This is a genomic window from Micrococcus sp. iso_229 (assembly GCF_058072725.1).
The window spans coordinates 2,379,456-2,406,267 of the sequence record NZ_CM176514.1 but is presented as its reverse complement, the minus strand read 5'-3'; the positions used below and the strand labels follow the sequence as shown (position 1 = coordinate 2,406,267).

Annotated in this window: 25 protein-coding genes; 17 read left to right on the top strand and 8 right to left on the bottom strand. The window is 72.3% G+C overall.

Annotated elements, in window-relative coordinates; all coding sequences use genetic code 11:
• The first annotated feature begins 342 nt into the window (after positions 1 to 342).
• The 8 genes from rpmH to AC3RKA_RS11130 all read left to right on the top strand — a co-directional run bounded on the left by rpmH (position 343) and on the right by AC3RKA_RS11130 (position 8,426).
• On the top strand, positions 343 to 480 hold the full coding sequence (rpmH, locus tag AC3RKA_RS11165; RefSeq protein ID WP_002856443.1) for a 50S ribosomal protein L34: 138 nt from the start codon (positions 343 to 345) through the stop codon (positions 478 to 480).
• A 28-nt stretch (positions 481 to 508) separates the two neighbouring features.
• Positions 509 to 907 (top strand): ribonuclease P protein component, encoded by a 399-nt coding sequence (rnpA, locus tag AC3RKA_RS11160; protein ID WP_065572739.1) that lies wholly within the window; start codon positions 509 to 511, stop codon positions 905 to 907.
• Positions 908 to 1,276 carry a membrane protein insertion efficiency factor YidD gene (gene yidD, locus AC3RKA_RS11155; protein WP_020628390.1) on the top strand — a complete coding sequence of 123 codons (369 nt, stop codon included), beginning with the start codon at positions 908 to 910 and terminating at the stop codon, positions 1,274 to 1,276.
• 5 nt (positions 1,277 to 1,281) lie between these two features.
• Positions 1,282 to 2,280, top strand: coding sequence for a membrane protein insertase YidC (gene yidC / locus AC3RKA_RS11150; protein ID WP_144825033.1), 999 nt, complete (start codon positions 1,282 to 1,284; stop codon positions 2,278 to 2,280).
• A 2-nt stretch (positions 2,281 to 2,282) separates the two neighbouring features.
• Positions 2,283 to 2,867, top strand: coding sequence for a Jag family protein (locus tag AC3RKA_RS11145; protein ID WP_489727283.1), 585 nt, complete (start codon positions 2,283 to 2,285; stop codon positions 2,865 to 2,867).
• Complete coding sequence (gene rsmG, locus AC3RKA_RS11140) at positions 2,860 to 3,585, top strand: 16S rRNA (guanine(527)-N(7))-methyltransferase RsmG (protein ID WP_098471036.1); 726 nt, start codon at positions 2,860 to 2,862, stop codon at positions 3,583 to 3,585. The genes AC3RKA_RS11145 and rsmG overlap by 8 nt, the downstream gene beginning before the upstream one ends.
• A 74-nt stretch (positions 3,586 to 3,659) precedes the next feature.
• On the top strand, positions 3,660 to 4,604 hold the full coding sequence (locus tag AC3RKA_RS11135; protein WP_489727282.1) for a ParA family protein: 945 nt from the start codon (positions 3,660 to 3,662) through the stop codon (positions 4,602 to 4,604).
• Between the two features lie 2,448 nt (positions 4,605 to 7,052).
• Positions 7,053 to 8,426, top strand: a complete 1,374-nt coding sequence (locus tag AC3RKA_RS11130) for a ParB/RepB/Spo0J family partition protein (RefSeq protein ID WP_222958756.1) — start codon at positions 7,053 to 7,055, stop codon at positions 8,424 to 8,426.
• Positions 8,427 to 8,543: 117 nt separating this feature from the next.
• On the opposite strand, the gene trxA is transcribed toward AC3RKA_RS11130, so the two are convergent.
• The 5 genes from trxA to AC3RKA_RS11105 all read right to left on the bottom strand — a co-directional run bounded on the left by trxA (position 8,544) and on the right by AC3RKA_RS11105 (position 14,837).
• Positions 8,544 to 8,933 carry a thioredoxin gene (trxA, locus tag AC3RKA_RS11125; protein WP_330986836.1) on the bottom strand — a complete coding sequence of 130 codons (390 nt, stop codon included), beginning with the start codon at positions 8,931 to 8,933 and terminating at the stop codon, positions 8,544 to 8,546.
• A gap of 31 nt (positions 8,934 to 8,964) precedes the next feature.
• Positions 8,965 to 9,966, bottom strand: coding sequence for a thioredoxin-disulfide reductase (trxB, locus tag AC3RKA_RS11120; protein ID WP_049161403.1), 1,002 nt, complete (start codon positions 9,964 to 9,966; stop codon positions 8,965 to 8,967).
• 149 nt (positions 9,967 to 10,115) lie between these two features.
• A complete protein-coding gene (locus tag AC3RKA_RS11115; RefSeq protein WP_489727281.1) occupies positions 10,116 to 12,269 on the bottom strand; it encodes a hypothetical protein in 2,154 nt (717 codons plus the stop codon).
• 65 nt (positions 12,270 to 12,334) lie between these two features.
• On the bottom strand, positions 12,335 to 14,179 hold the full coding sequence (gene murJ, locus AC3RKA_RS11110; protein ID WP_489727280.1) for a murein biosynthesis integral membrane protein MurJ: 1,845 nt from the start codon (positions 14,177 to 14,179) through the stop codon (positions 12,335 to 12,337).
• 46 nt (positions 14,180 to 14,225) lie between these two features.
• Positions 14,226 to 14,837: an NUDIX hydrolase gene (locus AC3RKA_RS11105; protein WP_041102508.1), complete on the bottom strand. Its 612-nt coding sequence runs from the start codon at positions 14,835 to 14,837 to the stop codon at positions 14,226 to 14,228.
• A gap of 65 nt (positions 14,838 to 14,902) precedes the next feature.
• On the opposite strand from AC3RKA_RS11105, the gene AC3RKA_RS11100 reads away from it, so the two are divergent.
• From AC3RKA_RS11100 to AC3RKA_RS11090, 3 genes are all read left to right on the top strand, one after another.
• Positions 14,903 to 16,354: a CCA tRNA nucleotidyltransferase gene (locus tag AC3RKA_RS11100; protein WP_049145039.1), complete on the top strand. Its 1,452-nt coding sequence runs from the start codon at positions 14,903 to 14,905 to the stop codon at positions 16,352 to 16,354.
• 52 nt (positions 16,355 to 16,406) lie between these two features.
• A complete protein-coding gene (locus AC3RKA_RS11095; RefSeq protein WP_049145041.1) occupies positions 16,407 to 16,706 on the top strand; it encodes a DUF7218 family protein in 300 nt (99 codons plus the stop codon).
• A gap of 143 nt (positions 16,707 to 16,849) precedes the next feature.
• The gene (locus tag AC3RKA_RS11090) at positions 16,850 to 18,988 is read left to right on the top strand and encodes an acyltransferase family protein (protein WP_489727279.1); all 2,139 of its coding nucleotides are present in this window, start codon (positions 16,850 to 16,852) and stop codon (positions 18,986 to 18,988) included.
• A gap of 106 nt (positions 18,989 to 19,094) precedes the next feature.
• Here the strand turns inward: AC3RKA_RS11090 and AC3RKA_RS11085 are convergent, their stop codons facing one another.
• Positions 19,095 to 20,180: an inositol-3-phosphate synthase gene (locus AC3RKA_RS11085; RefSeq protein ID WP_041102498.1), complete on the bottom strand. Its 1,086-nt coding sequence runs from the start codon at positions 20,178 to 20,180 to the stop codon at positions 19,095 to 19,097.
• 169 nt (positions 20,181 to 20,349) lie between these two features.
• Between AC3RKA_RS11085 and AC3RKA_RS11080 the strand changes: the two genes are divergently transcribed.
• On the top strand, positions 20,350 to 21,873 hold the full coding sequence (locus tag AC3RKA_RS11080) for a glycosyltransferase family 87 protein (protein ID WP_144825872.1): 1,524 nt from the start codon (positions 20,350 to 20,352) through the stop codon (positions 21,871 to 21,873).
• Here AC3RKA_RS11080 and AC3RKA_RS11075 read toward each other — a convergent pair.
• On the bottom strand, positions 21,864 to 22,205 hold the full coding sequence (locus AC3RKA_RS11075; protein ID WP_231119533.1) for a hypothetical protein: 342 nt from the start codon (positions 22,203 to 22,205) through the stop codon (positions 21,864 to 21,866). The genes AC3RKA_RS11080 and AC3RKA_RS11075 overlap by 10 nt on opposite strands.
• Before the next feature lie 106 nt (positions 22,206 to 22,311).
• Between AC3RKA_RS11075 and AC3RKA_RS11070 the strand changes: the two genes are divergently transcribed.
• Entirely contained in the window at positions 22,312 to 23,799 is a 1,488-nt protein-coding gene (locus tag AC3RKA_RS11070; protein WP_136940473.1) for a M18 family aminopeptidase, read from the top strand.
• Between the two features lie 69 nt (positions 23,800 to 23,868).
• Here AC3RKA_RS11070 and AC3RKA_RS11065 read toward each other — a convergent pair whose 3' ends face one another.
• Positions 23,869 to 24,417 (bottom strand): hypothetical protein, encoded by a 549-nt coding sequence (locus AC3RKA_RS11065; protein ID WP_409480477.1) that lies wholly within the window; start codon positions 24,415 to 24,417, stop codon positions 23,869 to 23,871.
• A gap of 344 nt (positions 24,418 to 24,761) precedes the next feature.
• Between AC3RKA_RS11065 and rpsF the strand changes: the two genes are divergently transcribed.
• The 4 genes from rpsF to rplI all read left to right on the top strand — a co-directional run bounded on the left by rpsF (position 24,762) and on the right by rplI (position 26,759).
• Positions 24,762 to 25,067, top strand: coding sequence for a 30S ribosomal protein S6 (gene rpsF, locus AC3RKA_RS11060; RefSeq protein ID WP_002857790.1), 306 nt, complete (start codon positions 24,762 to 24,764; stop codon positions 25,065 to 25,067).
• A 132-nt stretch (positions 25,068 to 25,199) separates the two neighbouring features.
• Positions 25,200 to 25,799 (top strand): single-stranded DNA-binding protein, encoded by a 600-nt coding sequence (locus AC3RKA_RS11055; RefSeq protein WP_002857789.1) that lies wholly within the window; start codon positions 25,200 to 25,202, stop codon positions 25,797 to 25,799.
• Positions 25,800 to 26,029: 230 nt separating this feature from the next.
• Entirely contained in the window at positions 26,030 to 26,269 is a 240-nt protein-coding gene (rpsR, locus tag AC3RKA_RS11050) for a 30S ribosomal protein S18 (RefSeq protein WP_002857788.1), read from the top strand.
• 28 nt (positions 26,270 to 26,297) lie between these two features.
• On the top strand, positions 26,298 to 26,759 hold the full coding sequence (gene rplI, locus AC3RKA_RS11045; protein WP_002857787.1) for a 50S ribosomal protein L9: 462 nt from the start codon (positions 26,298 to 26,300) through the stop codon (positions 26,757 to 26,759).
• Positions 26,760 to 26,812: the final 53 nt, after the last annotated feature.

The following is a 26,812-nucleotide window of genomic DNA, read 5'->3' as shown; positions in this document are numbered from 1 at the left end:
GGAGGCTTCCTTTCCTGGGACAGACGTCCCCGGGGACGGGGGCGGCTGCGCGAGACGGACGACGGTGCTCGGAGTCTAACGGTTGTCCACAGGGTTGTGCACAGACGGTGGACAACCCCTATCATCCTGTGGACGACCGTCCCGGGAGCCCACGCGCGTCCGGGATCCGCGCGCACCCGTTTGACCCCTGCGCACCCCGGCCACTAGAGTCGTCTGGTCCCCCGGGTGTCGGTTGATCGTGCCCGCCGGGGATTTCATGTCAGAGCCTCACCGGTCCTTCCCCCTGGTCCACCTGCTCAGGTCGACGGTCGAAGGCACACAACACGTCGTGGAGAGATCACAGTGACCAAGCGCACGTTCCAGCCCAACAACCGCCGTCGTGCCCGCAAGCACGGCTTCCGTGCCCGCATGCGCACCCGCGCCGGCCGCGCCATCCTGTCCGCTCGCCGCGGCAAGAACCGCGCCGAGCTGTCCGCCTGAGGACGTCGGTCCAGGGACGGCGCGCCCCGTGCTGCCCCGTGACCGTCGCGTCCGCACGCCCGCGGAGTTCCGTCACCTCGGTCGCACCGGCACCCGCGCGGGTCGGCGCACCGTCGTGGTGAGCGTCGCCACGGACCCCGACCAGACCCGGTCCACGTCGCCGAGCGCCCCTCGGCCGCGGGCCGGGTTCGTCGTGTCCAAGGCCGTGGGGAACGCGGTGACCCGCAACCGGGTGAAGCGGCGGCTGCGCGCCGTCGTCGCGGATCAGATGCGCCTGCCCCCGCTGCGCGACCTGCCGGTTCTGGTGCAGGTCCGCGCGCTGCCGGCCGCCGCCGAGGCGGACTACGCGCTGCTGCACCGCGAGACCGTCGGCGCGCTCGGCAAGGCCCTGAAGCCGCACCTGCCCGCCGCCTCGGAGCACGCGTAGATGACCGTCACGCCCTCGCCCTTCGTCGTGCTCGAGCCCTCCCGTGAGTGGGGACCGCTGCGCGCGCTGCCGTCCGCCCTGCTGGCCGGCCTGCTCACGGTCTATCGGGCCGTGGTCTCCCCGCTGTACGGACCCGTGTGCCGGTTCTTCCCCAGCTGCTCCGCCTACGGGCTGGAGGCCGTGCACGTGCACGGCGCGGTGAAGGGGTCGTGGCTCGCCGCGCGGCGCATCGGCCGGTGCCATCCCTGGAACGACGGCGGCGTGGACCCGGTCCCGCCCGGGCACCGACGCTGGCCGCCGGGCCGGCAGCCGCGCATCCTCACCCTGAACCACCCTCCCATCCCACCTGATCTCCCGCAGGAGGATTGACCCCCATGTTCGAAGCCATCCTCTCCCCGTTCCGCTGGCTGATGTCCTGGCTGCTCGGGGCGTTCCACAGCATCCTGGAGTTCGCGGGCCTGCCCACGGACTCCGGCTGGACGTGGGCCCTGTCCATCCTCCTGCTGGTGGTGCTCATCCGCACCCTGCTGATCCCGCTGTTCGTCAAGCAGATCAAGGCGCAGCGCGCCATGCAGGCCATCCAGCCCGAGCTGCAGAAGCTGCAGGCCAAGTACAAGGGCAAGAAGGACCAGCTCTCCCGCCAGGCCATGGCCATGGAGCAGCAGGCGCTCATGAAGGAGCACAAGGCGAACCCGTTCGCCGCCTGCCTGCCGCTGCTGATCCAGATGCCGTTCTTCTTCGCGCTGTACCAGGTGCTGATCGGCGCCCGCGGCGCGGCCGAGCGCGGCGAGGCCATGGACGCCCTGTCCGCGGACCAGATCCGCTCCTTCGAGGGCTCCACGATCTTCGGCGCCCGCATGTCGGACACCTTCATGAACTCGCTCGGCGCGCCGGGCAGCGCGCCCGTGATCGTCACGGCGATCGTGCTGATCCTGCTCATGTCGGGCTCGATGTTCTTCATGCAGAAGATGCTCATGACGAAGAACATGACGCAGCAGGCCCTCTCCGGGCCCATGATGCAGACGCAGCAGATCATGCTCTACGCCATGCCCCTGATCTTCGGCATCGGCGGCATCAACTTCCCGATCGGCGTGCTCCTGTACTGGACCTACTCCAACTTCTGGGCCGTCGGCCAGCAGTGGTGGATCATCCGCAACAACCCGACCCCGGGCTCCCTCGCCGAGAAGGAGCTCAACGAGCGCCGCGCCGCCAAGGGCCTGCCCCCCGTGGGCCAGAAGGTGTCGAACGCCGAGGCCACGCCCTCGTCCGCGCACACCCAGGCGGGCCGCGGCGGTGCCGTGCTGAACGGTGAGGTCGTCCGCCAGTCGGGTCAGCGCGTCCAGCCCCAGCGCAAGAACCGCAGGAGGAAGTGAGCATGTCCGCCGAGAACGTGACCCCGGCCCCCGAGGCCGAGGACGCCATCGTCGAGACCCCCGCGGGCCCGGGCTCCCGCGTCGAGGACCAGGACGGTGCCGCCGCCTCGGAGGCGGTGCGCCGCCTCGAGGAGGAGGGCGACGTCGCCGCGGACTACGTCGAGGAGCTGCTCGACATCGCGGACCTGGACGGGGACATCGACATCGAGGTCCGCGACGGGCGCACGTACGTGTCCGTCGTCTCCGAGGACCACGACGAGCGCCTGGACGGCCTCGTCGGCCCCGACGGCCGCACCCTGGAGGCCCTGCAGGAGCTCGTCCGGCTGGCCGTGCTCGCCGCCACCGGGCACCGCTCCCGGCTGATCCTGGACGTCTGCGGGCACCGGGAGCGTCGCAACGTCGCCCTGCGCACCGCCGCCCAGGCGGCCGTCGAGCGCGTCCGCGCCGGCGAGGGTCCCGTGCACCTCGAGCCCATGGGCGCGTACGAGCGCAAGATCGTCCACGACGTCGTCGCGGACGCCGGCCTGACCTCCGAGTCGGAGGGCGAGGGCGCCCGCCGGCACGTGGTCATCTCCGCCGATGACTGAGCGGGGCTCGGCCTACGAGCGGCGCCCCGGGCTGGATCCACAGGACCGGGGCGAGCGCCCCGCGCCCGTGGGGCAGCCGGCACCGCCGCTGACCGATGCGCTGCGGCCGGCCGCCGTCGAGCTGTTCGGCGAGGCCCTCCCCCGGGCCGCGGCGTACGTGGCCCACCTGGCGGACACCGGCATCGAGTGGGGCCTGATCGGCCCGCGCGAGGCGCCCCGTCTCTGGGAGCGCCACGTCCTGAACTGCGCCGTGGTCGAGGAGCTCCTCCCGCAGGGCGCGCTCGTGGCCGACGTCGGCTCCGGCGCGGGCCTGCCCGGCCTGTGCCTCGCGCTCGCCCGACCCGACTGCCAGTTCCTGCTCATCGAGCCGCTCGAGCGACGCGTGGAGTGGCTGGACATGGTGGTCGCCGACCTCGGCCTGGAGAACGTGGACGTGATCCGCGGCCGCGCCGAGCAGGTCTCCGGGAACCTCGACGTCGACGTCGTGACCGCCCGCGCCGTCTCCGCGCTGAAGACCCTCGTGCCCCTGACCATGCCGATGCTGCAGGGCGCCGGGGAGCTGCTGGCGATCAAGGGCCGCTCCGCGGCCGACGAGATCGCCGCCGCCCGCAAGGTCCTGCGCAAGTATGGTGGTGCCGAGCCCGAGATCCTCACGGTGGGCGAGGGCCTGCTGCCCGAGACCACCACCGTCGTGCGCATCAGCGCGCGTCCCCGCTGACCCCTCCCCCACCGGGACGGGACGGGCCGGGCGGCAGCAGATCCGCACACCCGCGACCCAGGAGGTAGAGCCGCATGGCGCAGGAGCAGGAGAGCCGGGGTGGGGCCTGGAGGGCCCTGCGCCAGAAGTGGACCGGCCGGACCGCCGAGAAGGGCGGCGCCGACGCCGAGGAGCCCGCGCGGCTCCAGCGGCGCCGTCTGACGCGCCCCGACCGCACCCGCGTGTTCACGACGTCCAACCAGAAGGGCGGCGTCGGCAAGACGACGACGACGGTCAACCTGGCCGCGGCCCTCGCTCGCGCGGGCATGCGGGTGATGGTGGTGGACATCGACCCGCAGGGCAATGCGTCCACCGCGCTGAACATCCCCCACACCGGCGACGTCGCCTCCGTGTACGACGTGCTCCTGGGCGAGATGGAGATCCAGGACGTCGTGCAGGACGCCCCGGACGTGGACGGCCTGCAGGTGGTGCCCGCGACGATCGACCTGGCCGGTGCTGAGATCGAGCTGGTCTCGCTGGTGGCCCGCGAACAGCGACTGTCTCGGGCGCTCGAGGCGTACACCGCCTGGCGCGAGGAGGACGGCCAGGAGCGGCTGGACTACGTGTTCATCGACTGCCCGCCGTCCCTGGGACTGCTGACGGTCAACGCGTTCGTGGCGGCCGAGGAGGTGCTCATCCCGATCCAGGCCGAGTACTACGCCCTCGAGGGCCTCTCCCAGCTGCTCAAGAACGTGCAGATGATCCAGAGGCACCTGAACCCGCGCCTGCAGGTGAGCACCATCCTGCTGACGATGTTCGACGCGCGGACCAACCTCGCGGTGCAGGTGGCGGAGGAGGTCCGGACGCACTTCCCGGAGCAGCTGCTGAGCACGGCGATCCCCCGCAACGTCCGCATTTCCGAGGCCCCCAGCTATCAGCAGACGGTGCTGACCTACGACCCGGCCTCGGCCGGCGCCGTGGCGTACCGGGAGGCGGCCGCAGAGATCGCCGGCCGCGGTGCGCCGGCCGTGAAGGGCTGACGCGCAGGCGGTCAGCTGCGGTGGTCGCCGGATGGCGCTGCTGACGACGACGAAGCCCGCCGGAGGGAGCGATCCCCCGGCGGGCTTCGTCGTGAGTGAGTGCGGCCCGAAAGATGAGGGATGGGAAGACAAGCGGAATCGCTGGGCACGATGGAAGTTCGTGTTTCACGTGAAACAACGGTCTCCGTGGTGCGAGCGTGGTGTCGCCGCAGCGGGACGATGGGGAGGGGTGCCCGTGGTCGACCGCTTCCGTCTGACACGCTCCCGCCTCCTCCCCTGTGCCGGCCCGTCTGCCGCGTCGGCCAGGCGCACCTGTCGCAGGGCGTGGGGCAGCCGCAGGCGGCGACACACGAGCTCACGGGGCGGGATGGACGGCACGGCCGCGGGCGGTGACGGCGGCCGTGCACGGTCCGGTCCGTCCCCGCTCCTCCACTGGGGTGCGTTGCAGCCCCGAGGATGCAGCCGTCGAGGAGACCGGGTGCCGCGTCTGGGCGCCACTCCCCTCCCCCACGATCAGCCCTGCTCGCGGTCGGTGACGTGCAGGGAATGGGGAGCGAGAGCGGAGCTCGAGCCGTGGTGTCGCCGAAGGGGCGCGGGGCCGGTCGGTCGTCCGCGTGTGCGAGTGCAGACGTCAGCGGCGTGGCGGAGTGCTGTGCTTCGTCTGAGTAGAACAGGCCGGATGGCGGCGCCTGATAGGACAGGTCTGCTGTGCATTCCTGTGTTTCGAGTAGGACAGACTCCGGCGTGGTGGGGCGGCCGCAGGCCCCCAATGTATACAGAAACAAGCGTCTGAACTGGCAAGTTGCGGAATTGGCGGTGTCTGGCCGCGATTGTCGATGTTGATATGTGGACAAGGTCTGTGGACAGGGAGACGTCGAGGGAGCGCGGTCGTGGACTCCCCGGAGGTGTCGGCGGACCCCGGTGAGTTCGCTGGTGCGTCCGACGTCGAGGCACGGGCCGGGTGTGAACGGGAACTCGGGTGTGGTCCCCTTCCGCCGGGGGTCTCGCGGAGTCTCGGTCTGAGACGGGGTAATGCGTCGAGTCATCGTGATCCTGTGACGAGGCGGGAGTCAGGGCGTCGAGTGATGGAGCGGTCGCCGGAGGTTTCACGTGAAACACCGGGTTTGCGAGGCGGTCCCTGAAGGAAGCCACGCGCGCAAGGGCCGACGAGGTGAAGCCCCGGTTTTCCCCGTGAGACGGCCTTCAGATCGTCGTAGACGGTGTGGGCTGCCAGGATGAATGGATCCAGAACATGGGATGTGGGGATTTGTCTTGTCACGGTATTGTCCCCCGGAGTTTGGCTTGCGCACCGAGCCGTGCGGTCAATGGCGGAAAGTCGGTGCATGCTGCGCTGGCATGGGACCCTCCGTCCGGTGTTCCCGCCGAGTCTGCACCGTGCGTTTCACGTGAAACAGAACGACTGCTGGTCTGCGCTCGACGGGTCCGGGTTGTTACGTCAGCGACGCGAGAAGTCCGAACCTCAAAAAGTTCTCACGCCCGCTGCTGGTGCCGGCTTCGGGACGCGACACGCTGGTGGGCGGCTTCCGTGGCATGCGTCATCCGTCGACACCTCCAACGGGGCGTTTCACGTGAAACAAGCTTCGGGTGAGGGGCCGTATCGCGAGATCGCCACTTCGGGCTACCCACGGAACACACGATCAGTGCCGCAACCGGGGTGACCGAGAATGACATGATGGCACCGGTTCGTAAGGAGCAACCACGTCAACCATCGGGGGTCCACGTCCGTGTTCTCTACGACAGACTCATCCGTGTTTCACGTGAAACACCGTCGTCGACCCAGTATTCGACTCGTCAGCGGCGCGGGTGGGAGGAACCACGGGTGGGAGGAACCACTAGCACAGGGCGGCGCGAAGTCCGAGCTCAGCCGTTCGGTGATTCCAGTGTGCACCTCATACCGCAGGGGAGTGGAGCGGTGCTTCGCTACCGGTCCGACACTTTCCATCTGCTAACGCGCAATATCCTGCGGGTGGCCAGCGTATCTGAGCACCGTCCGCACGGACGGTTGATGACCCCGCTTCATCAAAAACACAAGCCGCTACAACTGTGATTCCTCAAACACCCTCTGGCTGGCTGAGGGATCGCGTTTCATGTGAAACGGGTGGATCTCAAGAGGGAGCAGGAGGGGGTCCGAGGTTGCAGCGGCATCCTCCTGGAGCGCCCCACCTCGAAGTGTTCCACGTGAAACACTCACTCTCGCGGCAGACGTCCACGCGCGCGCCCAGCCCTTCGTCGCCGGAGTCCATCACAGACGTGCATGCCAGAACCGAGGCCCGAACATCACCGCACCCCTGGCAGCTCGAGCCCACGCGTGGCCACCAACAGTCGGGGCCAGCGCACCGTGCGGGGTGTCCTCACGCCGCCCGGGATCATCGAGATCAGACGGCTCACCTACACTGATCGCAGACCCACTCACTGCAGGAGGACCCGTTGAAGACGAGCCGTCGAGGAGGCCTGGGGCGAGGCCTCGGCGCCCTGATCCAGAGCACTGTAGAAGTCCCGGAAGAGAACGCCGAGACATCCTCCCCGAAGGACTCCCCGGTGCCCGCGAAGAGTGGCCCGAAGGCCGCCGCGGCAGCGGAGACCACGACGACATCGACGCGAAGCACCGCGACCACCGAGACGTCAGGGGATTCCACTGAGCCGGACCCGTCGGCCTCGCCGCGAAAGACCACGGGACGCACAGCCCAGACCGGGAAATCAACGCCCACGACTGGCCGGAACACCACGTCCGGCACGAAGGCAGGGGCCACCTCGCCGAAGCGTGCCTCTCGACCCGCTCAGCGTCCCGTCGACGTCTTCTTCTCCGCCGACTCCGAGGACGCACCTGCGGCGCGCTCGACCAAGGGGCGCCCGGCCATGCCGACGGTGAAGGCGCCCAGCAAGCGTGCCACCTCCGCGGCATCGTCGAGGAAGGAACCGGTGGACTCGACCGCAGAGGCCGTCGCGACCGAGGGGACCGTGTCCACGGACATCGCGGTCCTGCGGGAGATCCCGGTGGGGGACATCCACCCGAACCCGCGGCAGCCGCGTGAGGTGTTCGACGAGGACCACATGGCGGAACTGGTCACCTCGATCCGCGAAGTCGGCATCCTGCAGCCGATCGTCGTGCGCGAGGTGGACGGCCCCACCCCCTATGAGCTGATCATGGGCGAGCGCCGGTGGCGCGCCACCCAGAAGGCCGGCCTGGACATCATCCCGGCGATCGTCCGCCAGACCCCGGACCAGGACCTCCTGCGGGACGCCCTGCTGGAGAACCTGCACCGCTCCCAGCTGAACCCGCTCGAAGAGGCCGCTGCCTACCAGCAGCTCATGGAGGACTTCGCCTGCACGCAGGAGGAGCTCTCCCAGCGCATCGGCCGCTCCCGTCCGCAGATCTCCAACACGCTCCGACTGCTCAAGCTGCCGCCCCTCGTGCAGCGCCGCGTGGCCGCCGGCACGCTCTCGGCCGGCCATGCTCGCGCGCTGCTCGGTCTCACGGACCCGTCGGACATGGAGCGTCTGGCGCAGCGGATCCAGTCCGAGGGCTTGTCCGTCCGGGCCACGGAGGAGGCTGTCGCGCAGCTGCAGGGCGGGCTCCGGCCGGGGCGTACGCCGCGGCGCAGCTCGGACGACGCTCGCCATGAGCGCCTGGACCACTACGCCACCGCGCTCACCAGCCGCCTGGACACCGCCGTGAAGATCACCCTCGGCGCGCGCAAGGGCCGCATCGCCATCGACTTCACCACCGTGGAGGACCTGAACCGCATCATGGACCTCATCCAGGGTGGTCAGGACGGCAAGGGGAAGGGCAAGAAGTCCTGATCCGGGGCTCCCGCGGACGGCGTCCACGGGCACCCTCCGCTGCTCCTGGAGATCAACGCACGACGGCCCCGCCACCCTTTCGGGTGACGGGGCCGTCGCGGTGAGTGGGGGAGGGGCTCAGCCGAGCAGGGCCGAGAACTCCTTCTCCAGCGCGGCCTTGGGCTTGGCGCCCACGGACTCGACGACCTTCTCGCCGTTCTGGAAGCCCACGACGAGCGGGATGGAGGTGACGCCGAAGCGCGCGGCGATGGCCGGGTTCTCGTCCACGTTGAGCTTGGCGATCACGGCCTTGCCCTCGTGCTCCACGGCCATGTCCTCCAGGACGGGCCCGAGCATGCGGCACGGGCCGCACCACTCGGCCCAGAAGTCCACGAGGACGGGCAGCTCGGACTGGAGGACCTTCTGGTCGAAGTCGGCATCGGTGACGGTGATGGTGCTCATGGCAGCCTCCTGGGGGTTGTTCTGTGTCTGACGAGGGTGGACAGGGGTGTTATTGACATGACCCATGACGCTCTGTCAGGGGTCATGGGTCAGTGGCTCATGCCGGGACCACGTCCGACTCCGGGCCGGCCGGCGCGGCCTCCTCCACGTCGGCCACGGTCGCGAGGTAGTGCTCCACGTCCTGGGCGGCCACGCAGCCCGAGCCGGCGGCGGTGATGGCCTGGCGGTAGGTGTGGTCCGTGACGTCGCCGGCGGCGAAGACGCCCGGCTGGGAGGTCCGCGAGGACGGATGGTCGATGCGGATCGTGCCATGCTCCGTCAGGTCGACCTGGCCCTGCACCAGGTTCGTGCGCGGGTCCTGGCCGATGGCCACGAACAGGCCGGTCACGTCCAGCGTGGACGCCTCGCCGGTGCGGGTGTCCCGCAGGCGGAGGGTGTTGACCTTGTCGTCACCGGTCACCTCCGTGACCTCGGTGTTCCACCGGAACTCGATCTTCTCGTTCTCCATGGCCCGGTGGGCCATCACCTTGGAGGCCCGCAGCTCGTCCTTGCGGACCAGCACGGTCACCTTGGACGCGAACTTGGTGAGGAACAGGGCCTCCTCCATGGCGGAGTCGCCGCCGCCCACGACCGCGATCTCCTGCTCGCGGAAGAAGAAGCCGTCGCACGTGGCGCACCAGCTGACACCGTGGCCGGAGAGGCGCTCCTCGCCGGGAACGCCGAGCTTCCGGTAGGCGGAGCCGGTCGTGAGGATGACCGCGTGGGTGCGCAGCTGGGTCCCGTCGCCGAGCGTGAGCACCTTGGGGTTCGACGTCAGGTCGGCCTGCACGACGTCGTCGTAGACCACCTCCGTGTTGAACCGGCGGGCCTGGGCCTCAAGGTTCGCCATCAGCTCGGGCCCCTGCACACCCTCCGGGAAGCCCGGGAAGTTCTCCACCTCGGTGGTGTTCATCAGCTCGCCGCCCGCGGTCACCGCCCCGGCCACCAGGACCGGGGAGAGGTCGGCGCGGGCGGTGTAGATCGCCGCGGTGTATCCGGCGGGGCCGGATCCGACGATCACGACGTTGTGGACGCTCTGGTCCTGGGCGGTGGGGGCCACGGGTTCCTCCAGTGGATCGGGGTGGTGGGCGCTCCTCCAGGACAACGGCGGAGGCACCGGCGGGTATTCCGCGGTGTCGGGGCCGCGGTGCGACGACGCCCCGGCGACGGCGGCCGGAAGGTCCGGCGCGCCGTCGCCGGGGCGTGGGATCAGCGGACGGTGATCTCGCCGAGGCGCAGGCCGAACGGGAGGTCCGGCGTCGTGCCCTCCAGCTGGGGCAGCGAGGTGAGGCTGACGATCACGTACTCGGCCTCTGACTCGGCGCCCTCGAACGGCACGGGGATGGAGACGGTGTCCTGGTCGAAGGTGCCGTTGCCGATCTCCTGGGCGTTCGCACCCTCGGGGGAGTCGGCGATGTAGGCGAACCAGGCGCCACCGGTGGCCCCCGTGCTCTGCAGGGTCACCTCGTTCACCTCGGTGCGGTCCTCGAGCTGGACCACGAGGTTCATGCTCTCCACATAGCCGCCGAAGTTCGGCCGTGCGTAGGCGAAGGTGCGCCACACGGTGGTGGGGTCGCCGTCGATGAGGTTGGGCAGGTCCGCGTCGTGCTCGGCCTCGTGCTCCGGCAGGTCCGGCACCGAGCGCAGGGCCTGGACGGCCTGCGGGGCAGCCGTGGCGCTCTCGCTGGTCGAGGTGGGGGAGGGGCTGGTGCTCTCCGACGGCGACGGGGTGTCCGATGCAGACTCGGACGACGCAGACTCGGACGACGCAGACTCGGACGACGCAGGCCCGGACGACGCAGACTCGGACGACGCGGACGCGGCCTGCGGGGCCGGCCCGCCGCGCAGGTTCTGGGCCAGCAGCACCCCGCCCACGACGAGTGCGGCGAGCAGGCCGACCACGAGGAGCAGGGCCAGCGGACCGCCGCCGCGCGTGCGGCCGTTGCCGTCGCCCGGGTCGGCCACCGTGGCGCCGTCTCCGCCCCCGGTGGTGGCCGGGGCGGCCTGGGCATCCGGAGCCGCGGCGGCGGCCGTCGAACCGGCTGCCGCGGCACCCGCCGCCGTTGCGGCCCCGGCCGCGGCAGCCACCGGCGCGGCCGTGCTGCGGGACTCCTCGTGGACGGGCGGCGCGGACTCGGCCGCGATCGCTCGGCGGGGGACGGGGCGCTGGCGCCGCACGGGGATCGCCTCGGTGTCCGGGGCGACCGGTTCCGGCGGGTCGGTCTTCTCGGCCGCCACGGGCTCGACGGGCTCGGTGGGCGGCGTGGTCCCGTCGGCATCGGCGTTGGGGGCCTGGGCGGCGGCGGCCCCCGCCGCGACGGCCGGGAGTGCGGCGGTGCCCGCCTGGGTGTCATGCTTCTGGGCCGCTCGCTCCGCGGCCGCGCGCTTCTCAGCCTCGCGCCGCTCGGCCTCCCGGGCCTGCTCCTCCTCGGCACGACGGCGGGCCTCGGCCCGGCGCTCGAGCTCGCGGCGCTCGGCCTCCTCCCGCTCCGCGGCCAGCCGGGCCTGCTGGGCCTCTCGCTCGCGCGCGGCCCGATCCTCAGCCTCCTGCTCCGCCTGGCGACGGGCGCGCTCGGCCTCGGCGCGGCGCTCCTCCTCGGCACGCTCCTCCGCCTCCCGGCGCTCGCGTTCTGCGCGCTCGGCGGCCTCCTTGCGCTCCCGCTCGGCCCGCTCCGCGGCCTCCCGCTCGGCGCGGGCCTTCTCCTCGGCCTCCTTGCGCGCGCGTTCTGCGCGCTCGGCGGCCTCCCGCTCGGCCCGCTCGCGCTCCTCCTGCTGCTTCCGGGTGGCGGCGTCCGCCGCGGCCAGGGCCGACGCCCCGGCGGCCGCCTTCGCCGCGGTGCCGTCGGAGGGTCGGACCCGCTCGGCGAGGCGCTCGGAGAGGCGGTTCAGGAACCCGGGACGACGCTGGGCCTCGTCCTCGTCCGCGCGGAGCCGCCGGTCGAGGTCGGTGTAGTACGCCTCGTCGTCGTCGTAGGCGTGGGGATCCTGGGTCCGCGACTCGCCGAACAGCTCGGAGCCGAGGCTGTCCGTCTGGAACGGCTCCACGTACAGCTCCTGCGGGTACGCCAGACCGAGCAGGACGTCCGGGTCGGGGTCCCCGCCGGCGATCAGGTACGTGCGGCCCTCGGACAGGCCCAGGTCGAGCACCTGCACGTCGTCGGTGCGCTCGCCCGTGGCCAGCTCCCGCGCGGACGAGGCCACCTGCGTGGCGTTCTCACGGGAGGCCACGAGCACGGTGACGCGGCGGTTGAGCACCTGGTCCGTGCCCAGGAACACCATGTCCTGGTCCGCGGACGTCACCACGTGCTGGGTGATGCGATAGCGGCCGCCCAGGACGGCGCCGACGGCGATGGGCTGGGGCACGGGCTCTTCTCCTGACGACGGGGTCGGAATCCGATGATACGTGGCGTGGCCGTCCCGACCAGGGATCAGCCGACGCGCAGCAGACGGCCCAGCGCCGGCACGCGGGCGACGAGCGGCCGCAGGGCGTCGTCCAGCTCGGGGAACCGCATGGCCCGCAGCACCATCAGGTACACCGGCCCCATCGCCACGGCCGCCACCGCGCACGTGAGCAGCGCCGTCCCGATGGAGTCCCACGCGAACCCGCCGGTGTACCCGCCCAGCAGCCACACGACGACGGCGCCCGCGGCCGCCGCGGCCAGCGCGGCCAGGCCGGTCTGGACGTGGGCCCGCAGCACGGACGCGAGGCCGTAGTCCCCGAACCGGCGCACGGTGAGCACATGGGTCAGGACGAACTGGTACACGTACGAGACGGACGAGGCGAACGCGACCCACAGGGCCATGGACCACAGCGGCAGCAGCATCGCGCCCGCCCACGAGACCAGCAGCATCAGGAGCGAGCCGCTGACCTGGACCACCATCGGCACCTTGGCGTCCTCGGCGGCGTAGAACACGCGCAGCAGATAGAAGGAGCCTGAGCGGAACGGGATGGACAGCGCCAGCGCGAGCAGGACCGAGCCCACCGCGATGCCGGCCACCATCGCCGTCTCGGCCGTCGAGCCGAAGACGCGGCCCAGGGGGCCCGCCAGGACCACCACGCCGGCGAGGCAGAACATCAGCGGCACGGTGAACGCGCGCAGACCCTGCGCCGTCGTGCGCCGCACCGCGGACATGTCCTGGCGGCCCATGGCGCGGGCCAGCCGGTTGAAGAGCACGGTGGCCAGGGAGAGCACGAACACCGAATGGGGCAGCACGGCCATCAGCATCGCCATGTTGTACGCGGCCACACCGGGGATGGCCGCCTGGGCCATCTCGGCGCTCCAGGTCTCGGTGCCGGGGATGCGCAGCTCGCCGCGGTCGCGGGCCTCCGTGGCGGAGGTGACGTACCGCTGGCACAGCAGGAGCACCACGTTCGTGGCGACCATCGTGACCAGGGTGTACCCGGCGATCCGGCCGGTGTCCCGCAGGCCGATGCCCTTCCAGCCGAACCGCGGGCGCAGACCCAGGCCGAGCCCGCGCAGCGGCAGGAAGAGGATCACGGCCTGCAGCACGACGCCCAGGGTGTGGCCGCCGGCCAGCACGACCGTCTGTGCGCTCGTCCACCCGGCGAGGTCGTCCCCGGCCCGGTACGCCCCGAACATGCCCAGGTACAGCACGATCGCGCCGATCGCGACGACGTTGTTCAGCACCGGCGCCCACATGTAGGCGCCGAAGCGCCCGTTGGCGTTGAGCACCTGCCCCACCAACGCGTACATGCCGTAGAAGAACACCTGGGGCAGACACCACAGGGCGAACACGGTGGCCATCTCGAGCTTCTCCGGCGACCAGCCGCGGGTCAGGGCCGTCATGAGCGGGGCCGCCGCCAGCATGACCACCACCGTGCCGGCGAGCATCACGAGCGTGCCGAGCGTCATCAGGCGGGAGGTGTAGTCCGCGCCCCGGTCGGCGTCGCGGGCGTGCTTGATCAGCTGCGGCACGAGCACGACGTTGAACACGCCGCCCACCAGGAGCAGGTAGATCACGTTCGGCAGGGAGTTGGCGATCTCGAAGATGTCGGCCATGTCCGCGGACAGGCCGATCGCCACCGTCACCAACGTCGCACGGACGAGGCCCAGCACGCGGGAGAGGAGCGTGCCGGAGGCCATGATCGCGGTGGACCGGCCGGCGCGGCGCTCGCCCTCGGGGGTCTCGTCCGCGGGGTCCACGGCGGCCGGATCCGTGGCGGGGGCGGGGTCCGTCGTCGTCGGCTCCTCGTCGGCGACGCCGGCGTGGGCGGGGTCCTGCGCTCGGCGCGGGGCGGGTCTGCTGCTCAAGGGTCACCCAATCGTGGTCGGAAGGCCCCGTGCCGGGGGCGGTGGATCAGGGGCGGGGGCCCCGGGCACCGCCCGGGGGGAAGTGCTGGTCGACCACCTGGCGGGCCAGGTCGACGATCCGGCGCTCGTTGGCGAAGGAGAGGCGGCGCGCGACGTCCTCGAGGCGCACCCATGCGACGTCCACGGCCTCGTGGTCCGGGTCGTTCTCCGTGGTCAGCTCGCCGCCCGTGGCGCGCAGCAGGAAGTGGTGCACGGTCTTGTGGACGCGGTGCCGGGCGACCGTGAACCAGTAGTCGATCGCGCCGAGCGGCTCGAGGATGTGGCCGGCGATCCCGGTCTCCTCCTCCACCTCGCGCACGGCCGCCTGCCGGTGGTCCTCCTCGCCCTCGGGATGGCCCTTGGGCAGGCACCACTCGAGCCGGCCACCGCGGTTGTAGCGGGCGATCACGGCCACCTCGAGGCCGCCGTCATGCTCGCGGACGATGACGCCGCCGGCGGAGACCTCCTCCACCGTGGGCAGGGAGGCGGCTGCGGCGGAACGGGGTCCCGCGGGGGCCGGGGTGACGGGGCGCAGAGGCGGCTGCGGCCGGCGACGCCACGCCCCCAGCGCGGAGGGCAGGGGGGCGCCCCGGTGCGCGGAGGGATCGGGGCGGGTCATGCCGTCAACTCTAGCCCGGCCCGCGCGGGCCCGTGCCGGGACCGTCTGGCACCCTTGTAGGCATCATGGATCTGACCACCGCCACCCACGCGCTGCCCCCCGGCTTCCCCGCGGACGCCACCCTGCCCGCCGTCGTCGTGGAGCTGGGGCGGAGGTTCGAGGCCGCCGGCCACGAGCTCTCCCTGGTGGGCGGCCCGGTCCGCGACCTCTTCCTGGGGCGGACGTCGCCGGACCTGGACTTCACCACGGACGCCGACCCGGACGCGTCCGAGGCCGTGGGCGCCGGCTGGGCGGACGCCACGTGGGACGTGGGGCGGCGGTTCGGGACCATCGGCTTCCGCAAGGCCGGCTGGCAGCTCGAGGTGACCACCTACCGGGCCGAGCAGTACGACCCGGCCAGCCGCAAGCCGCAGGTGGCCTTCGGCGACAGCCTCGAGGACGACCTGCTGCGCCGCGACTTCACCGTCAACGCCATGGCCCTGCGCCTGCCCGCCCTCGAGCTCGTGGACCCCTTCGGCGGCATGCGGGACCTGCACGCCGGCGTGCTGCGCACCCCCGGCACCCCCGAGGACTCCTTCTCCGACGATCCGCTGCGCATGATGCGCGCCGCCCGGTTCGCCTCCCAGCTCGGCTTCGCCGTGGCCCCCGAGGTGGAGCAGGCCATGACCGCGATGGCCGAGCGGATCACGATCATCTCCGCCGAACGCGTCCGCGAGGAGCTCGTCAAGCTCGTGTGCGGGGCGCACCCGCGCGCCGGCCTCGACCTGCTCGTGCGCACCGGCCTGGCCGACCACGTCCTGCCCGAGCTGCCCGCCCTGCAGCTCGAGTCGGACGAGCACCACCGCCACAAGGACGTCTACGCCCACTCCCTGACCGTGCTGGAGCAGGCCATGGAGCTGGAGGGTGAGTACGCGCCGTCGACCCCCGACCCCGTGCTGCGCCTGGCGGCGCTGCTGCACGACGTCGGCAAGCCGGCCACGCGCCGCTTCGAGAAGGGCGGGGCCGTCACCTTCCGGCACCACGAGACCGTGGGCGCCAAGCTCGTCCGCAAGCGGCTGCGCGCCCTGAAGTTCGACAACGACACGATCAAGGCGGTGGCCCGCCTGGTGGAGCTGCACATGCGGTTCTACGGCTACGGCGACGCCGGCTGGACCGACTCCGCCGTCCGCCGGTACGCCCACGACGCCGGCGACCTGCTGCCCCGCCTGCACGCGCTGACCCGCTCGGATGTGACCACCCGCAACCGGCGCAAGGCCGAGCGGCTGGCCCATGCGTACGACGACCTCGAGCGGCGCATCGCCGAGATCGCCGAGGCCGAGGAGCTCGCGGCTGTGCGGCCGGACCTGGACGGGCAGCAGATCATGGCGCTGCTGGGGATCCGCCCGGGCCCGGTGGTGGGCCGGGCGTACACCCACCTGCTCGAGTGGCGCCTGGACGAGGGGCCGCACGAGCCGGCCGAGGCCGAGGCGGAGCTGCGGCGCTGGTGGGCCGAGCAGCCGGAGGCCCAGCAGGACTGAGGCGGCGCGGCGGACCTTCCACCCGTCGTCGGGCCGGGACCACACTGGCCGCATGGCTGAGAAGAAGACCGAGAAGAACGGCGCCCCCATGGGCCCCGGCACCTCCAACATCAAGGACCCCGAGGTCTACGAGGCGCTGCGCCGCGAGGGCGCGAGCGAGGAGAAGGCCGCACGGATCGCCAACGCCTCCGCCCGGGACGGCCGGGACGAGGTCGCCGAGCGTGGCGGCGAGGCCGGCTCCTACGCGGACTGGACCAAGGACGAGCTCGCGAAGCGGGCCCGCGAACTCGACATCGAGGGCCGCTCCACCATGACCAAGGACGAGCTCATCGAAGCGCTGCGCGACCACTGACCGGCGCCCGCCCCCCGCTTCCGGGGCGGAAACCGGTGCTTTGGGAGCGGAATACCGCCGGAAACCGCCCCCAACGCGGTGGGGCGGGTGGGGATAGCCGGAGGCTTTGGCCCATCCAGGTCCGGATGGGATGATCGACCGCTGTGAGTTCCGACCAGCGCACCGCGTCCGCGCCCCGCCATGCCCTGCCGCCCCAGGACGGCGTGCCCGCCGTCAAGGTCGGCACGCGGGTCAGTCGCGGCCCCGGACGGGTCACCGCCCTCGACGGGCTGCGGGGGATCGCGGTGCTCGCCGTGCTCGTCTTCCACGCCTGGCCCACCTTCCTGCGCGGCGGGTTCGTGGGCGTGGACATGTTCTTCGTGCTCTCCGGCTTCCTCATCACCACCGGCCTGGTCCGCGGTGTGGACGCGGGCCGGGGCGTGGCGCTGGGCACCTTCTGGATGAAGCGCGTCCGACGACTCATCCCGGCCATGCTGATGGCGCTCGTGGGCACCACCGCGCTCGCGTGGCTGGCGGTGGACGAGTTCCCCGCGGGCCTGGGCCGCCAATGGTTCGGCGCCCTGACCTACACCAGCAACTGGGTGATGATCCTGCAGGGCGGGGACTACTTCAACCGCGCTTCGCCGCCTCTGTTCGAGCACCTGTGGTCCCTGGCGATCGAGGAGCAGTTCTACATCCTCTGGCCCCTGCTCCTCTGGGGGCTGCTCCTGCTCACCTGGCCGCCGCGCAGCACGGTGAACTCGGGGCGGGTGGCGGACCGACGTCGTATCCTCGCGGTCGCGGTCGCGGCCGTGGCCTCCGCGGCGTGGATGGCCTGGGGCTCGTGGCACGGGTTCGAGCAGGCCCGCCTCTACTTCGGCACGGACACCCACGCCTTCGGCCTGCTGTTCGGCGCGTGCGTGGCGATCGGCCTGGCCCATGTGCCCCGGCCCGAGCACGGCGGCCCCGAGCCGCGGACCTCGGCCACGCGGGTGGCCGTCGCGTGGGGCGCCGTCGCGGTGCTCGCGGCGGGCTTCGCCCTGGTCGACGGCGGCCACGCGAGCACGTACCGCGGGGTGCTGGCGGGCCTGTCCGCCGTCGTCGCGTTCATCGTCTGGCACGTGGTGCAGGGTGACCGGCGCGACTCGCTCTCGCGCGTGCTGGGCAACGGGTTCCTGCGCTGGTGGGGGCGCCGCTCCTACGCCGCGTACCTGTGGCACTGGCCGCTGCTCGTGATCATGCGCGTGATGGTGCCCGTGGACGCCCCCGGGTGGGTCGAGCCGGTGGCCGCCGGCGCGATCCTGCTGCTGACCGCCCTGATCGCCGACCTGAGCACCCGGCTGATCGAGGAGCCCATCCTCCACGAGGGGTTCAGGGGCGCCTTCGGCCGCTGGGGCGCGGCCGCGCGGCGGGCGTTCACGGGCGGGGCCGGGCCGATCGGCCGGCTCGCGGCCGCCGCCACGGCGCTGGGGCTCGTGGCCGTGCCCGCGGCGGCCGTGGCCGCCGTGGTGCACTCGCCCGCGCAGACCCAGCTCGAGCAGGACATCGCCCAGGCGGAGGAGTCCCTCAAGGCCGCCCAGGCGGCGCAGCAGGCGGCTCGCGAGTCCCGCGCCGCGGAGCAGTCGAAGCGGGCCGAGGCGTCGGCCTCGGGGTCGCCCGGCTCGGCCGCCCCCGGGGACGCGGAGGGCTCCGCCGGCGCGACGCCCTCGCCCGGATCGTCCGCCGAGCCGTCCGGGCTCGGGCTCGGCGACCCGGCCGTCGCGCGCCCCACGTACTCCAAGGAGCAGCTCACCGCGGCCCTGCCGCCGTCCGAGCTCGGCCCGGACGTCACCCTGATCGGCGACTCCGTCTCGCTCTCGGCCGCGCCCACGCTCATGGAGCAGCTGCCGGGGATGCTGCTCGAGGCGGAGGTGGGCTACCAGATCTGGGACGCCGCGGACGAGATCGAGAAGCTCAAGGCGGACGGCCAGCTGAGCGACGTCGTCGTGGTGGCCCTGGGTGCCAACGGCACCACCCACCGGGGCGACTGGGAGAAGATCCTGGCGGCCGTCGGCGAGGACCGGCTGCTCGTGCTCGTGGTACCGCACGGCCCGATGGACTGGATCGCGGACGTGCAGAGGCAGATGGAGGCGCAGGCCACGGCGCACCCGGACCGGATCGTCCTGGCGGACTGGGACGCCACGGCGAAGCAGCACGTCACGGACTTCTCCGCCGACGGCGTGCACCCCCGCGCCGACGGCCAGGCCATGTACGCCCAGCTCGTCCGGCTCACCATCGAGGACCGGCTCGGCGTGCGGCGCTGAGCGCGGTGGCCGGGGCGGCACGCGCCCCCACGACGACGCCGGCCCGTCACCTCCACGGGGAAGGTGACGGGCCGGCGTCGTGCGCGGTCCGTGGGGACCGGGCGGGTCAGCGCTCGATGTCGCCGCGGATGAAGGCCTCCACGAGCTCGTGCGCCGCGTCGTCGTTGTGCTGCACGGGCGGGGACTTCATGAAGTAGGACGAGGCCGAGAGGATCGGGCCGCCGATGCCGCGGTCCAGGGCGATCTTCGCGGCGCGCACGGCGTCGATGATCACGCCGGCCGAGTTGGGGGAGTCCCACACCTCGAGCTTGTACTCGAGCGAGACCGGGGCGTCGCCGAAGTTGCGGCCCTCGAGGCGCACGAACGCCCACTTGCGGTCGTCGAGCCAGGCCACGTAGTCGGACGGGCCGATGTGCACGTCCTTCTCGCCCAGCTGCGCGGAGGTGTTGGAGGTGACGGCCTGCGTCTTGGAGATCTTCTTGGACTCCAGGCGCTCGCGCTCGAGCATGTTCTTGAAGTCCATGTTGCCGCCCACGTTGAGCTGGTAGGTGCGGTCCAGGGTGACGCCGCGGTCCTGGAACAGCTTGGCCATCACGCGGTGGGTGATGGTGGCGCCGATCTGGGACTTGATGTCGTCGCCCACGATCGGCACGCCCGCGGCGGTGAACTTCTCGGCCCACTCCGGGGTGCCGGCGATGAACACGGGCAGGGCGTTCACGAACGCGACGCCGGCGTCGATCGCGGCCTGGGCGTAGTGCTCGGTGGCCCGCTGCGAGCCGACGGGCAGGTAGCAGACCAGCACGTCCACCTTCGCGTCGCGGAGGGCCTGGGCCACGTCCACGGGCTCGACGTCCGACTCCTCGATGGTCTCGGCGTAGTACTTGCCGAGGCCGTCCAGGGTGGGGCCGCGCTGGACGGTGACGTCCGCGTGGGGCACGTCCGCGATCTTGATGGTGTTGTTCTCGGAGGCGGTGATGGCCTCGGACAGGTCCAGGCCGACCTTCTTCGCGTCCACGTCGAACGCGGCCACGAACTCGAGGTCGGACACGTGGTAGTCGCCGAACTGCACGTGCATCAGGCCCGGGACCGTGTCCGTGGCCTTCGCCTCGCGGTAGTACTCCACACCCTGGATGAGGGATGTTGCGCAGTTGCCCACGCCGGCGATGGCGACGCGGATGGGGTTGGTGGCCACGGTCTGGTTCTCTCCTCGACTGTCCGGAACGGGTGCGGGCACGCGGGGCGCGCACAGGGGGCCCACACCGTTCGGCGAGGCGCTCACCCGGGGATCAACCCCGCCAGTCTACGACCGACGACGGCGGCCCCGCCCGTCCGGTGTCCGGGCGGCTTCCTAGGATGGGGGCATGAGACCGGCCCCCGCGCACGCCGCGACCCCCAGCGAGCCGCCCACTCACGCCGCGGACGGCGCCCCGAGCGACGCCGTGACCGCCCCGGGCGCCCCCGCCGGGCGTTCCGCTGACAGCGCACCGTCCGGGGCCCTGCCCGCCCCCGGCGAGCGCGGCGGCCGCTTCCAGCTCGCCGGCGGCCTCGCGGCGAACGGCCCGGGGCGGGGGACCGGCTCCTGGGCCGGGCCCGTGGCGCTGACGGGGCTGCTGGTGGCTCTGGCCGCCGTCGTGACCGTGCTGCAGAAGTCACCGTGCCTGCTGCACGGCTGGGGCGCCCCGGACGTCTACTACGCGGGCTGCTACTCGGACTGGGCCGCGCTCTACGGCGGGCGCGGGTTCGCGGCGGACCCGTGGGCGCCGTTCCGGGCGGGCTCCACGTTCGAGTACCCCGTGCTGATGTCCGTCGTGGGCTCGGTGGCGGCCTGGATCACGCAGGCGCTGCCGTTCTCGCCGGAGCAGGGCACGGCGGTGTTCTGGCTCGTGAACCTCGGGTTCGTGGTGGTGCTGTGGGCCGTCGTCGCGGTGCTGACCGTCCGGATGGCGGGGCGCCGGTGGACGGACGGGCTCATGGTGGCCGTGGCCCCGGGGATCGTGCTGGCCGGCACCATCAACTGGGACCTGTGGGCCGTGGCCCTGCTGGCGTGCGGCATGTACGCGTGGTCGCGCGGCCGGTCCCTGACGGCGGGGGTGCTCTTCGGCCTCGGCGCGGCCATGAAGCTGTATCCGCTGCTGATCCTGGGGCCGCTGCTGATCCTGGCGGTGCGCTCGCGGCGGTGGCGGCCGTTCCTGCTCGCGGCCGGGGGCACGGTGGCGGCGTGGGCGGCGGTCAACGTGCCGCTCATGGCGGTGAACTTCCAGGCGTGGTCCGTGTTCTTCACCTTCTCTGGCGAGCGCGGGCCGGGCCTGTCCAGCGTGTGGCACGCGTGGGACGTGACCGCCGCGCAGGCCGGGTGGGCGTTCGTGCCGGAGGACTCCCTCACCCTGCTGGCCTACGGGACCTTCGCGGTGTGCTGCCTCGGGATCTTCGTGCTCGGCGTGCGGGTGCGGCACACCCCGCGGCTGGCGCAGCTGACGTTCCTGGTGGTGGCGGCGTTCGTGCTCACCAACAAGGTGTACTCACCGCAGTTCGTGGTCTGGCTGATCCCGCTCCTGGCGCTCGCCCTGCCGCGCTGGCGGGACTTCTGGGTGTGGCAGACGGTGGAGGCGCTGCACTTCTTCGCCGTGTGGATGTACCTGGCCAAGGGGGTGGCCGAGACCCCGCCGCAGCACTCCATGGACGACTCCGTCTACGTGGCCGCGATCCTCGCGCACATGCTCGCGGTGCTGTGGCTGTGCGGGCGCGTCGTGTGGGAGATGCTGCACCCGGCCGAGGACCTCGTGAAGCGCGACCACGGCGGCCACCCGGACGCCGACCCGCTCGCCGGCGCGTACGCCGGCCCGGCCCGGGGGCGCTCAGGCCGGCCGGCCGCGGTTCAGGCGTAGTCCCAGCGGTGGATCGGGCAGTCCGGGGACGACGGCGGCGCGGTCGTCCCCGTCTCGGCGGCGCCGTCCTCGCGGGGCGGCGGCGGACAGACGCACTGCGCCCCGGAGGCGGCCGTGGCCGCCTTCATCTGCTCGCGCCAGATCACGTGGGGGTCGGTGGCCGGGTCCGCGACCGCGCCGGGGTGCGCCGGACGCGCGGCGCCGTCGTCGTGGGCGTCGTGGGCGGGGGTGCGGGCCGCGTCCCCGTCCCGGGTGAAGCCCATCCGCACGATGGCCCAGCCGCCCACGGTCCACGCCACCAGGAGGAAGACCCCCACGGCGACGGCGATCATGATGTCCACGGCGGGCTCCTCCTGCGCTGACGGGCGGGCGATGCGGCCGGGGCCGCTTTCGGGCCAGGGTAGCCGGACGGATGGTGGGGCGCGGTACGGTCGAGGCATGACCCCCGTGACCCGTGACACCGTCGCCGAGCTGCCCGCCCACCTGCGGGACCTGGCCGACTTCGTGACCGCCTCGCCCTCCAGTTACCACGCCGCGGAGGAGGTCGCACGCCGCCTGGAGGCCGTCGGCTTCACCCGCCTGGACGAGACGGTCGACTTCCCGTCGGCCCCGGGCGGCTACGTCGTGGTGCGCGACGGCGCGGCGGTGGCCTGGATCGTGCCGACGGGCGCCGGCGCGCTGGGCCGCCACGAGGGCGCTGAGGCGCGCGCGGCCGGGCCGGACGAGGCGGGGCCGAGCGCCGCCGTCGTGCCGGTGTTCCGCGTGCTCGGCGCGCACACGGACTCGCCGGGGTTCAAGCTCAAGCCGAACCCGGCCACCGTGACGGCCGACGGCTGGGTGCAGGCCGGCGTCGAGGTGTACGGCGGCCCGCTGCTGAACTCGTGGCTGGACCGCGAGCTGCGGTTCGCCGGGCGTCTCGCCCTCGACGACGGCACGCAGGTGCTCGCCGCGACCGGGCCCGTGGGGCGCATCCCGCAGCTGGCCATCCATCTGGACCGCGAGGTCAACGAGGGGCTGACGCTGAAGCGGCAGCGGCACACGAACCCCGTCGTGGGGGCGCTCGCCCCGCGCGGCGAGGGCGCCGGCGAGGCGGAGGCCGACGGGCTGGTCGCCCGCGTGCCCGGTGACGTCCTGACCGCGCTCGCGGCCGCCGCCGGCGTGGACCCGGCCGCGGTGCGCGGGCACGACGTCGTGGTGGCCGACGCCCAGGCGCCCGGACTCTTCGGGCTGGCGGGCGAGTTCTTCGCGTCGGGCCGGCTGGACAATCTGAGCTCGGTGCACGCGGGCCTCGTGGCGCTCGAGGAGCTGGCACGCGAGCACGGCGGCGCCGAGGGGGCGATCGCGTACGAGGGGACCGTCGCGGGCGGGGTGGCCGGTGAGGCGGCCGGCGCCCCGGTGATCCCGCTGCTCGCCGCGTTCGACCACGAGGAGCTGGGGTCGGCGTCGCGGTCCGGGGCGGCCGGGCCGCTGCTCGAGGAGGTCATGGGGCGCGTGCTCGAGGCGCTCGGCGTGGCCGGGCAGGGCCGGGCGCGGGCGATCGCGGGGTCCTGGCTGCTGTCCGCGGACGCCGGCCACCTGGTGCACCCGAACTACGCCGAGCGGCACGATCCCGTGAACCACCCGCGCGTGAACCACGGCCCGCTGCTGAAGATCAACGCCAATCAGCGCTACGCCACCGACGCCGGGGGCGAGGCCGCGTTCGCCCGCTGGTGCGGCGTGGCGGGGGTGCCGTTCCAGGAGTTCGTCTCGAACAACGACGTCCCCTGTGGCTCCACCATCGGCCCGATCTCGGCGACCCGCCTGGGCATCCGGACCGTGGACGTGGGCCTGGGCCTGCTGTCCATGCACTCGGCGCGTGAGATGTGCGGCGTGCGGGACGTGGAGCACCTGACGGCGGCCGCGCGGGAGTTCTTCCGCGGGGTGTGAGGCGTGGCGGCGGATGACGGCCGCCACGAGCGGCGTGCGCGGGTCTGCGTCAGCCGGCGGAGCCCGGTGTCACAGCGTCCGATAGGCGCCGATCTGGACCAAGGTCGTGCCGTTCACGACGGCGGAGCCGCGCCCGTTGACCGACACGCCGGCGAGGGCGGTGCTGCAGTTGCTGTACCACCCGATGAGCGGCAGGGTGATGGTGCCTGAGACGGGGGCGGGTACCGCGGTTTTCAGCGTGCTGTAGTAGCGGTAGTACTCGATGCCGTTGTTGGTGTACGGGGTGCCGGAGACGTCACGGGTGGGGTTGCTCCAGTCTGTCGTGACACTCGTCCAGGTGAGGCCATTAGACAACTTATCCACCACGCTCCTCTGCACCAGGATGGAGGCGGTCACGTTCGTCACCGTGGAGCCGGTGGGCACATTGGCGATCCGGTAGTAGTAGGTGCTGTTGTCCGTGGTGACGCTCAAGCGGGTCGAACCCGAGCCACAGGCCGTCACTGTCGTGCCGGGCCCGGCCCCCGCGGTGCCGCGGGTGACCAGGAACGAGCGGTCGATCCGCGGGGGAGGGCTGGCCGCCTCGGCGGGGGCAGCGGCGGCGGCGACGACGGTCGGCACCGCCCACGCGAGGCTGCTGGCGACTCGGCGGCGGGAGGGGACGGACTGGGACGGCGGGGGCGCTGCCGACGTGGACTCTGACATGGGATGCTCCGAAACGTGAGAGGGGTGTGACGCAGGATGTGTGTCCTCCTTCCAAGGTACGTCGTCGTCGACCGAGGGCAAGCCCTGGCCACCCCACGGCCCCCTAGGGGTGGCACCTCATCTGCGGAGGCGCAGTGCTGGTATTCTTGACGGGATCCCCTGCGTGCCGCCGAAGAGTGCGGATGCATGCGTAAGGGGAGAACGCAGAACCTCCTGCCGCGGAGAGACCGCGGCCGCAAGCCCAGAGGAGGTGGGTTCGCATGCGTGCTTATGAGCTGATGGTGCTGATCGACCCTGAGGTCGACGAGCGCACCGTGGAGCCGACCCTGAAGAAGTACCTCGAGGTCGTCACGAACGCCGGCGGCACCGTCGACAACATCGACGTGTGGGGTCGCCGCAAGACCGCCTACGAGATCCAGAAGAAGTCCGAGGCCATCTACGTGGTCGTCAACTTCCAGTCGGAGCCGGCCGCCACCCAGGAGCTGGACCGTCTGCTGAACCTCAACGAGACGATCCTGCGCACCAAGATCATCCGTCCGGAGGAGCAGAAGATCACCGCTGAGTGATCCTCGTACCGTGTCCGGAGGGTCTGAGAGCATCGGATCAGTCCCCGACGCCCCCACCGGAACCCCGCTGAGCAGTCCCGGATCCCCGGATCCGGTCACTGACCGGCAGAACCCCCGAAGACAGGAGTGACCATGGCAGGCGAGACCGTCATCACCGTGGTCGGCAACCTCACCGCCGACCCGGAGCTGCGCTTCACCCCGAACGGCGCGGCCGTCGCGAACTTCACCGTCGCGTCCACGCCCCGCACGTTCGACCGCCAGACCAACGAGTGGAAGGACGGCGAAGCGCTGTTCCTGCGCTGCTCGGTCTGGCGCGAGGCCGCGGAGAACGTGGCGGAGTCGCTGACCAAGGGCATGCGCGTGATCGTGCAGGGCCGCCTCAGGGCGCGCTCCTACGACGACCGGGACGGCAACCGTCGCACCAGCTGGGAGCTGGACGTGGACGAGGTCGGCCCGGCGCTGCGGTTCGCCACGGCCAAGGTCACCCGCGCCCAGCGCGGCGGTGGCGGCGGCGGTGGCTTCGGCGGCGGCCAGCAGGGGGGCGGCTTCGGCGGCGCCCCGGCCGGCGGCGGCTTCGGGGGGAACAACGACGGCGGCTTCGGCGGCGCCCAGCAGGGCGGCGGCTGGGGCGGCCAGCAGCAGGGCGGCGGCCAGGCCGCACCGCAGGACCCCTGGTCCGGCGGCGGTGGCGGCGGATGGGACACCCCGTCCTCCAACGAGCCCCCGTTCTGATCCTGCACTGACCGGGCGCGGCCCCCGCGGCCGCGACGGACACGGAACACCACGGACCTCTCCGTCCGGGCGCACCTTGCCCGGAGGGCCGCCCCGGCGGCCCATCCCACCCGCGACCCGGCACCGCCGGGCCGCACTGCACACGGCCCCGTGCCCCGCACGGGACGCCGCGTGATCCCATCCCGCAGAACCGTTCTGCGGGCTCCAGAGAACTCTGAAGGAGCACCACGATGGCGAAGGCTGAACTCCGCAAGCCCAAACCGAAGTCCAACCCGCTCAAGGCCGCCAAGATCACCGAGATCGACTACAAGGACGTGGCCTTGCTGCGCAAGTTCATCTCCGACCGCGGGAAGATCCGTGCCCGTCGCGTGACCGGCGTGACCGTCCAGGAGCAGCGCAAGATCGCCCAGGCCGTCAAGAACGCCCGCGAGGTGGCCCTGCTGCCCTACGCCGGCGCCGGCCGCGGCTGATCGAGCGAGCGAAGGAAGGAACACCCAGATGGCAAAGCTCATCCTGACCCAGGAAGTGGCCGGTCTCGGCACCTCCGGTGACGTGGTCGAGGTCAAGAACGGGTACGCCCGCAACTACCTGCTCCCGCGCGGTTTCGCCACCGTGTGGACCAAGGGCGGGGAGAAGCAGGTCGAGTCCCTGCAGAAGGCCCGCGCGGCCCGCGCCGTGGCGAACCTGGAGGACGCGCAGGCCCAGGCCGCGCAGCTCCAGTCCGCCACCGTGAAGCTCGAGCGCACCGCCGGTGCGGAGGGTCGCCTGTTCGGCGCCGTCCAGACCGCCGACGTCGCCGAGGCGATCGAGGCCGCCGGCCTCGGCTCCGTGGACAAGCGCTCGATCACCCTGCCGGCGCACATCAAGTCCGTGGGCAACCACGAGGCCCAGGTCCGCCTGCACGAGGACGTCATCGCGACCGTCCAGCTGCAGGTCGTGGCCGCCAAGGCCAAGAAGTGATCATCCGCTTCTGAGCCCGTCGCGCCTGCGGCGCGCACCCGAGGCCCCGGTCC

What these genes read in the sequence shown, in the direction of transcription:
- AC3RKA_RS11145 (WP_489727283.1), top strand. Translation starts at nt 2,283, where the DNA reads ATGTCCGCCGAGAACGTGACCCCGGCCCCCGAGGCCGAGGACGCCATC.
- rpsF (WP_002857790.1), top strand. Translation starts at nt 24,762, where the DNA reads ATGCGTGCTTATGAGCTGATGGTGCTGATCGACCCTGAGGTCGACGAG.
- AC3RKA_RS11055 (WP_002857789.1), top strand. Translation starts at nt 25,200, where the DNA reads ATGGCAGGCGAGACCGTCATCACCGTGGTCGGCAACCTCACCGCCGAC.
- yidC (WP_144825033.1), top strand. Translation starts at nt 1,282, where the DNA reads ATGTTCGAAGCCATCCTCTCCCCGTTCCGCTGGCTGATGTCCTGGCTG.
- AC3RKA_RS11075 (WP_231119533.1), bottom strand. Translation starts at nt 22,205, where the DNA reads ATGATCGCCGTCGCCGTGGGGGTCTTCCTCCTGGTGGCGTGGACCGTG.
- rplI (WP_002857787.1), top strand. Translation starts at nt 26,298, where the DNA reads ATGGCAAAGCTCATCCTGACCCAGGAAGTGGCCGGTCTCGGCACCTCC.
- AC3RKA_RS11135 (WP_489727282.1), top strand. Translation starts at nt 3,660, where the DNA reads ATGGCGCAGGAGCAGGAGAGCCGGGGTGGGGCCTGGAGGGCCCTGCGC.
- rpsR (WP_002857788.1), top strand. Translation starts at nt 26,030, where the DNA reads ATGGCGAAGGCTGAACTCCGCAAGCCCAAACCGAAGTCCAACCCGCTC.
- AC3RKA_RS11100 (WP_049145039.1), top strand. Translation starts at nt 14,903, where the DNA reads ATGGATCTGACCACCGCCACCCACGCGCTGCCCCCCGGCTTCCCCGCG.
- AC3RKA_RS11105 (WP_041102508.1), bottom strand. Translation starts at nt 14,837, where the DNA reads ATGACCCGCCCCGATCCCTCCGCGCACCGGGGCGCCCCCCTGCCCTCC.
- AC3RKA_RS11080 (WP_144825872.1), top strand. Translation starts at nt 20,350, where the DNA reads ATGAGACCGGCCCCCGCGCACGCCGCGACCCCCAGCGAGCCGCCCACT.
- AC3RKA_RS11070 (WP_136940473.1), top strand. Translation starts at nt 22,312, where the DNA reads ATGACCCCCGTGACCCGTGACACCGTCGCCGAGCTGCCCGCCCACCTG.
- rsmG (WP_098471036.1), top strand. Translation starts at nt 2,860, where the DNA reads ATGACTGAGCGGGGCTCGGCCTACGAGCGGCGCCCCGGGCTGGATCCA.
- trxA (WP_330986836.1), bottom strand. Translation starts at nt 8,933, where the DNA reads ATGGGTCATGTCAATAACACCCCTGTCCACCCTCGTCAGACACAGAAC.
- AC3RKA_RS11095 (WP_049145041.1), top strand. Translation starts at nt 16,407, where the DNA reads ATGGCTGAGAAGAAGACCGAGAAGAACGGCGCCCCCATGGGCCCCGGC.
- yidD (WP_020628390.1), top strand. Translation starts at nt 908, where the DNA reads ATGACCGTCACGCCCTCGCCCTTCGTCGTGCTCGAGCCCTCCCGTGAG.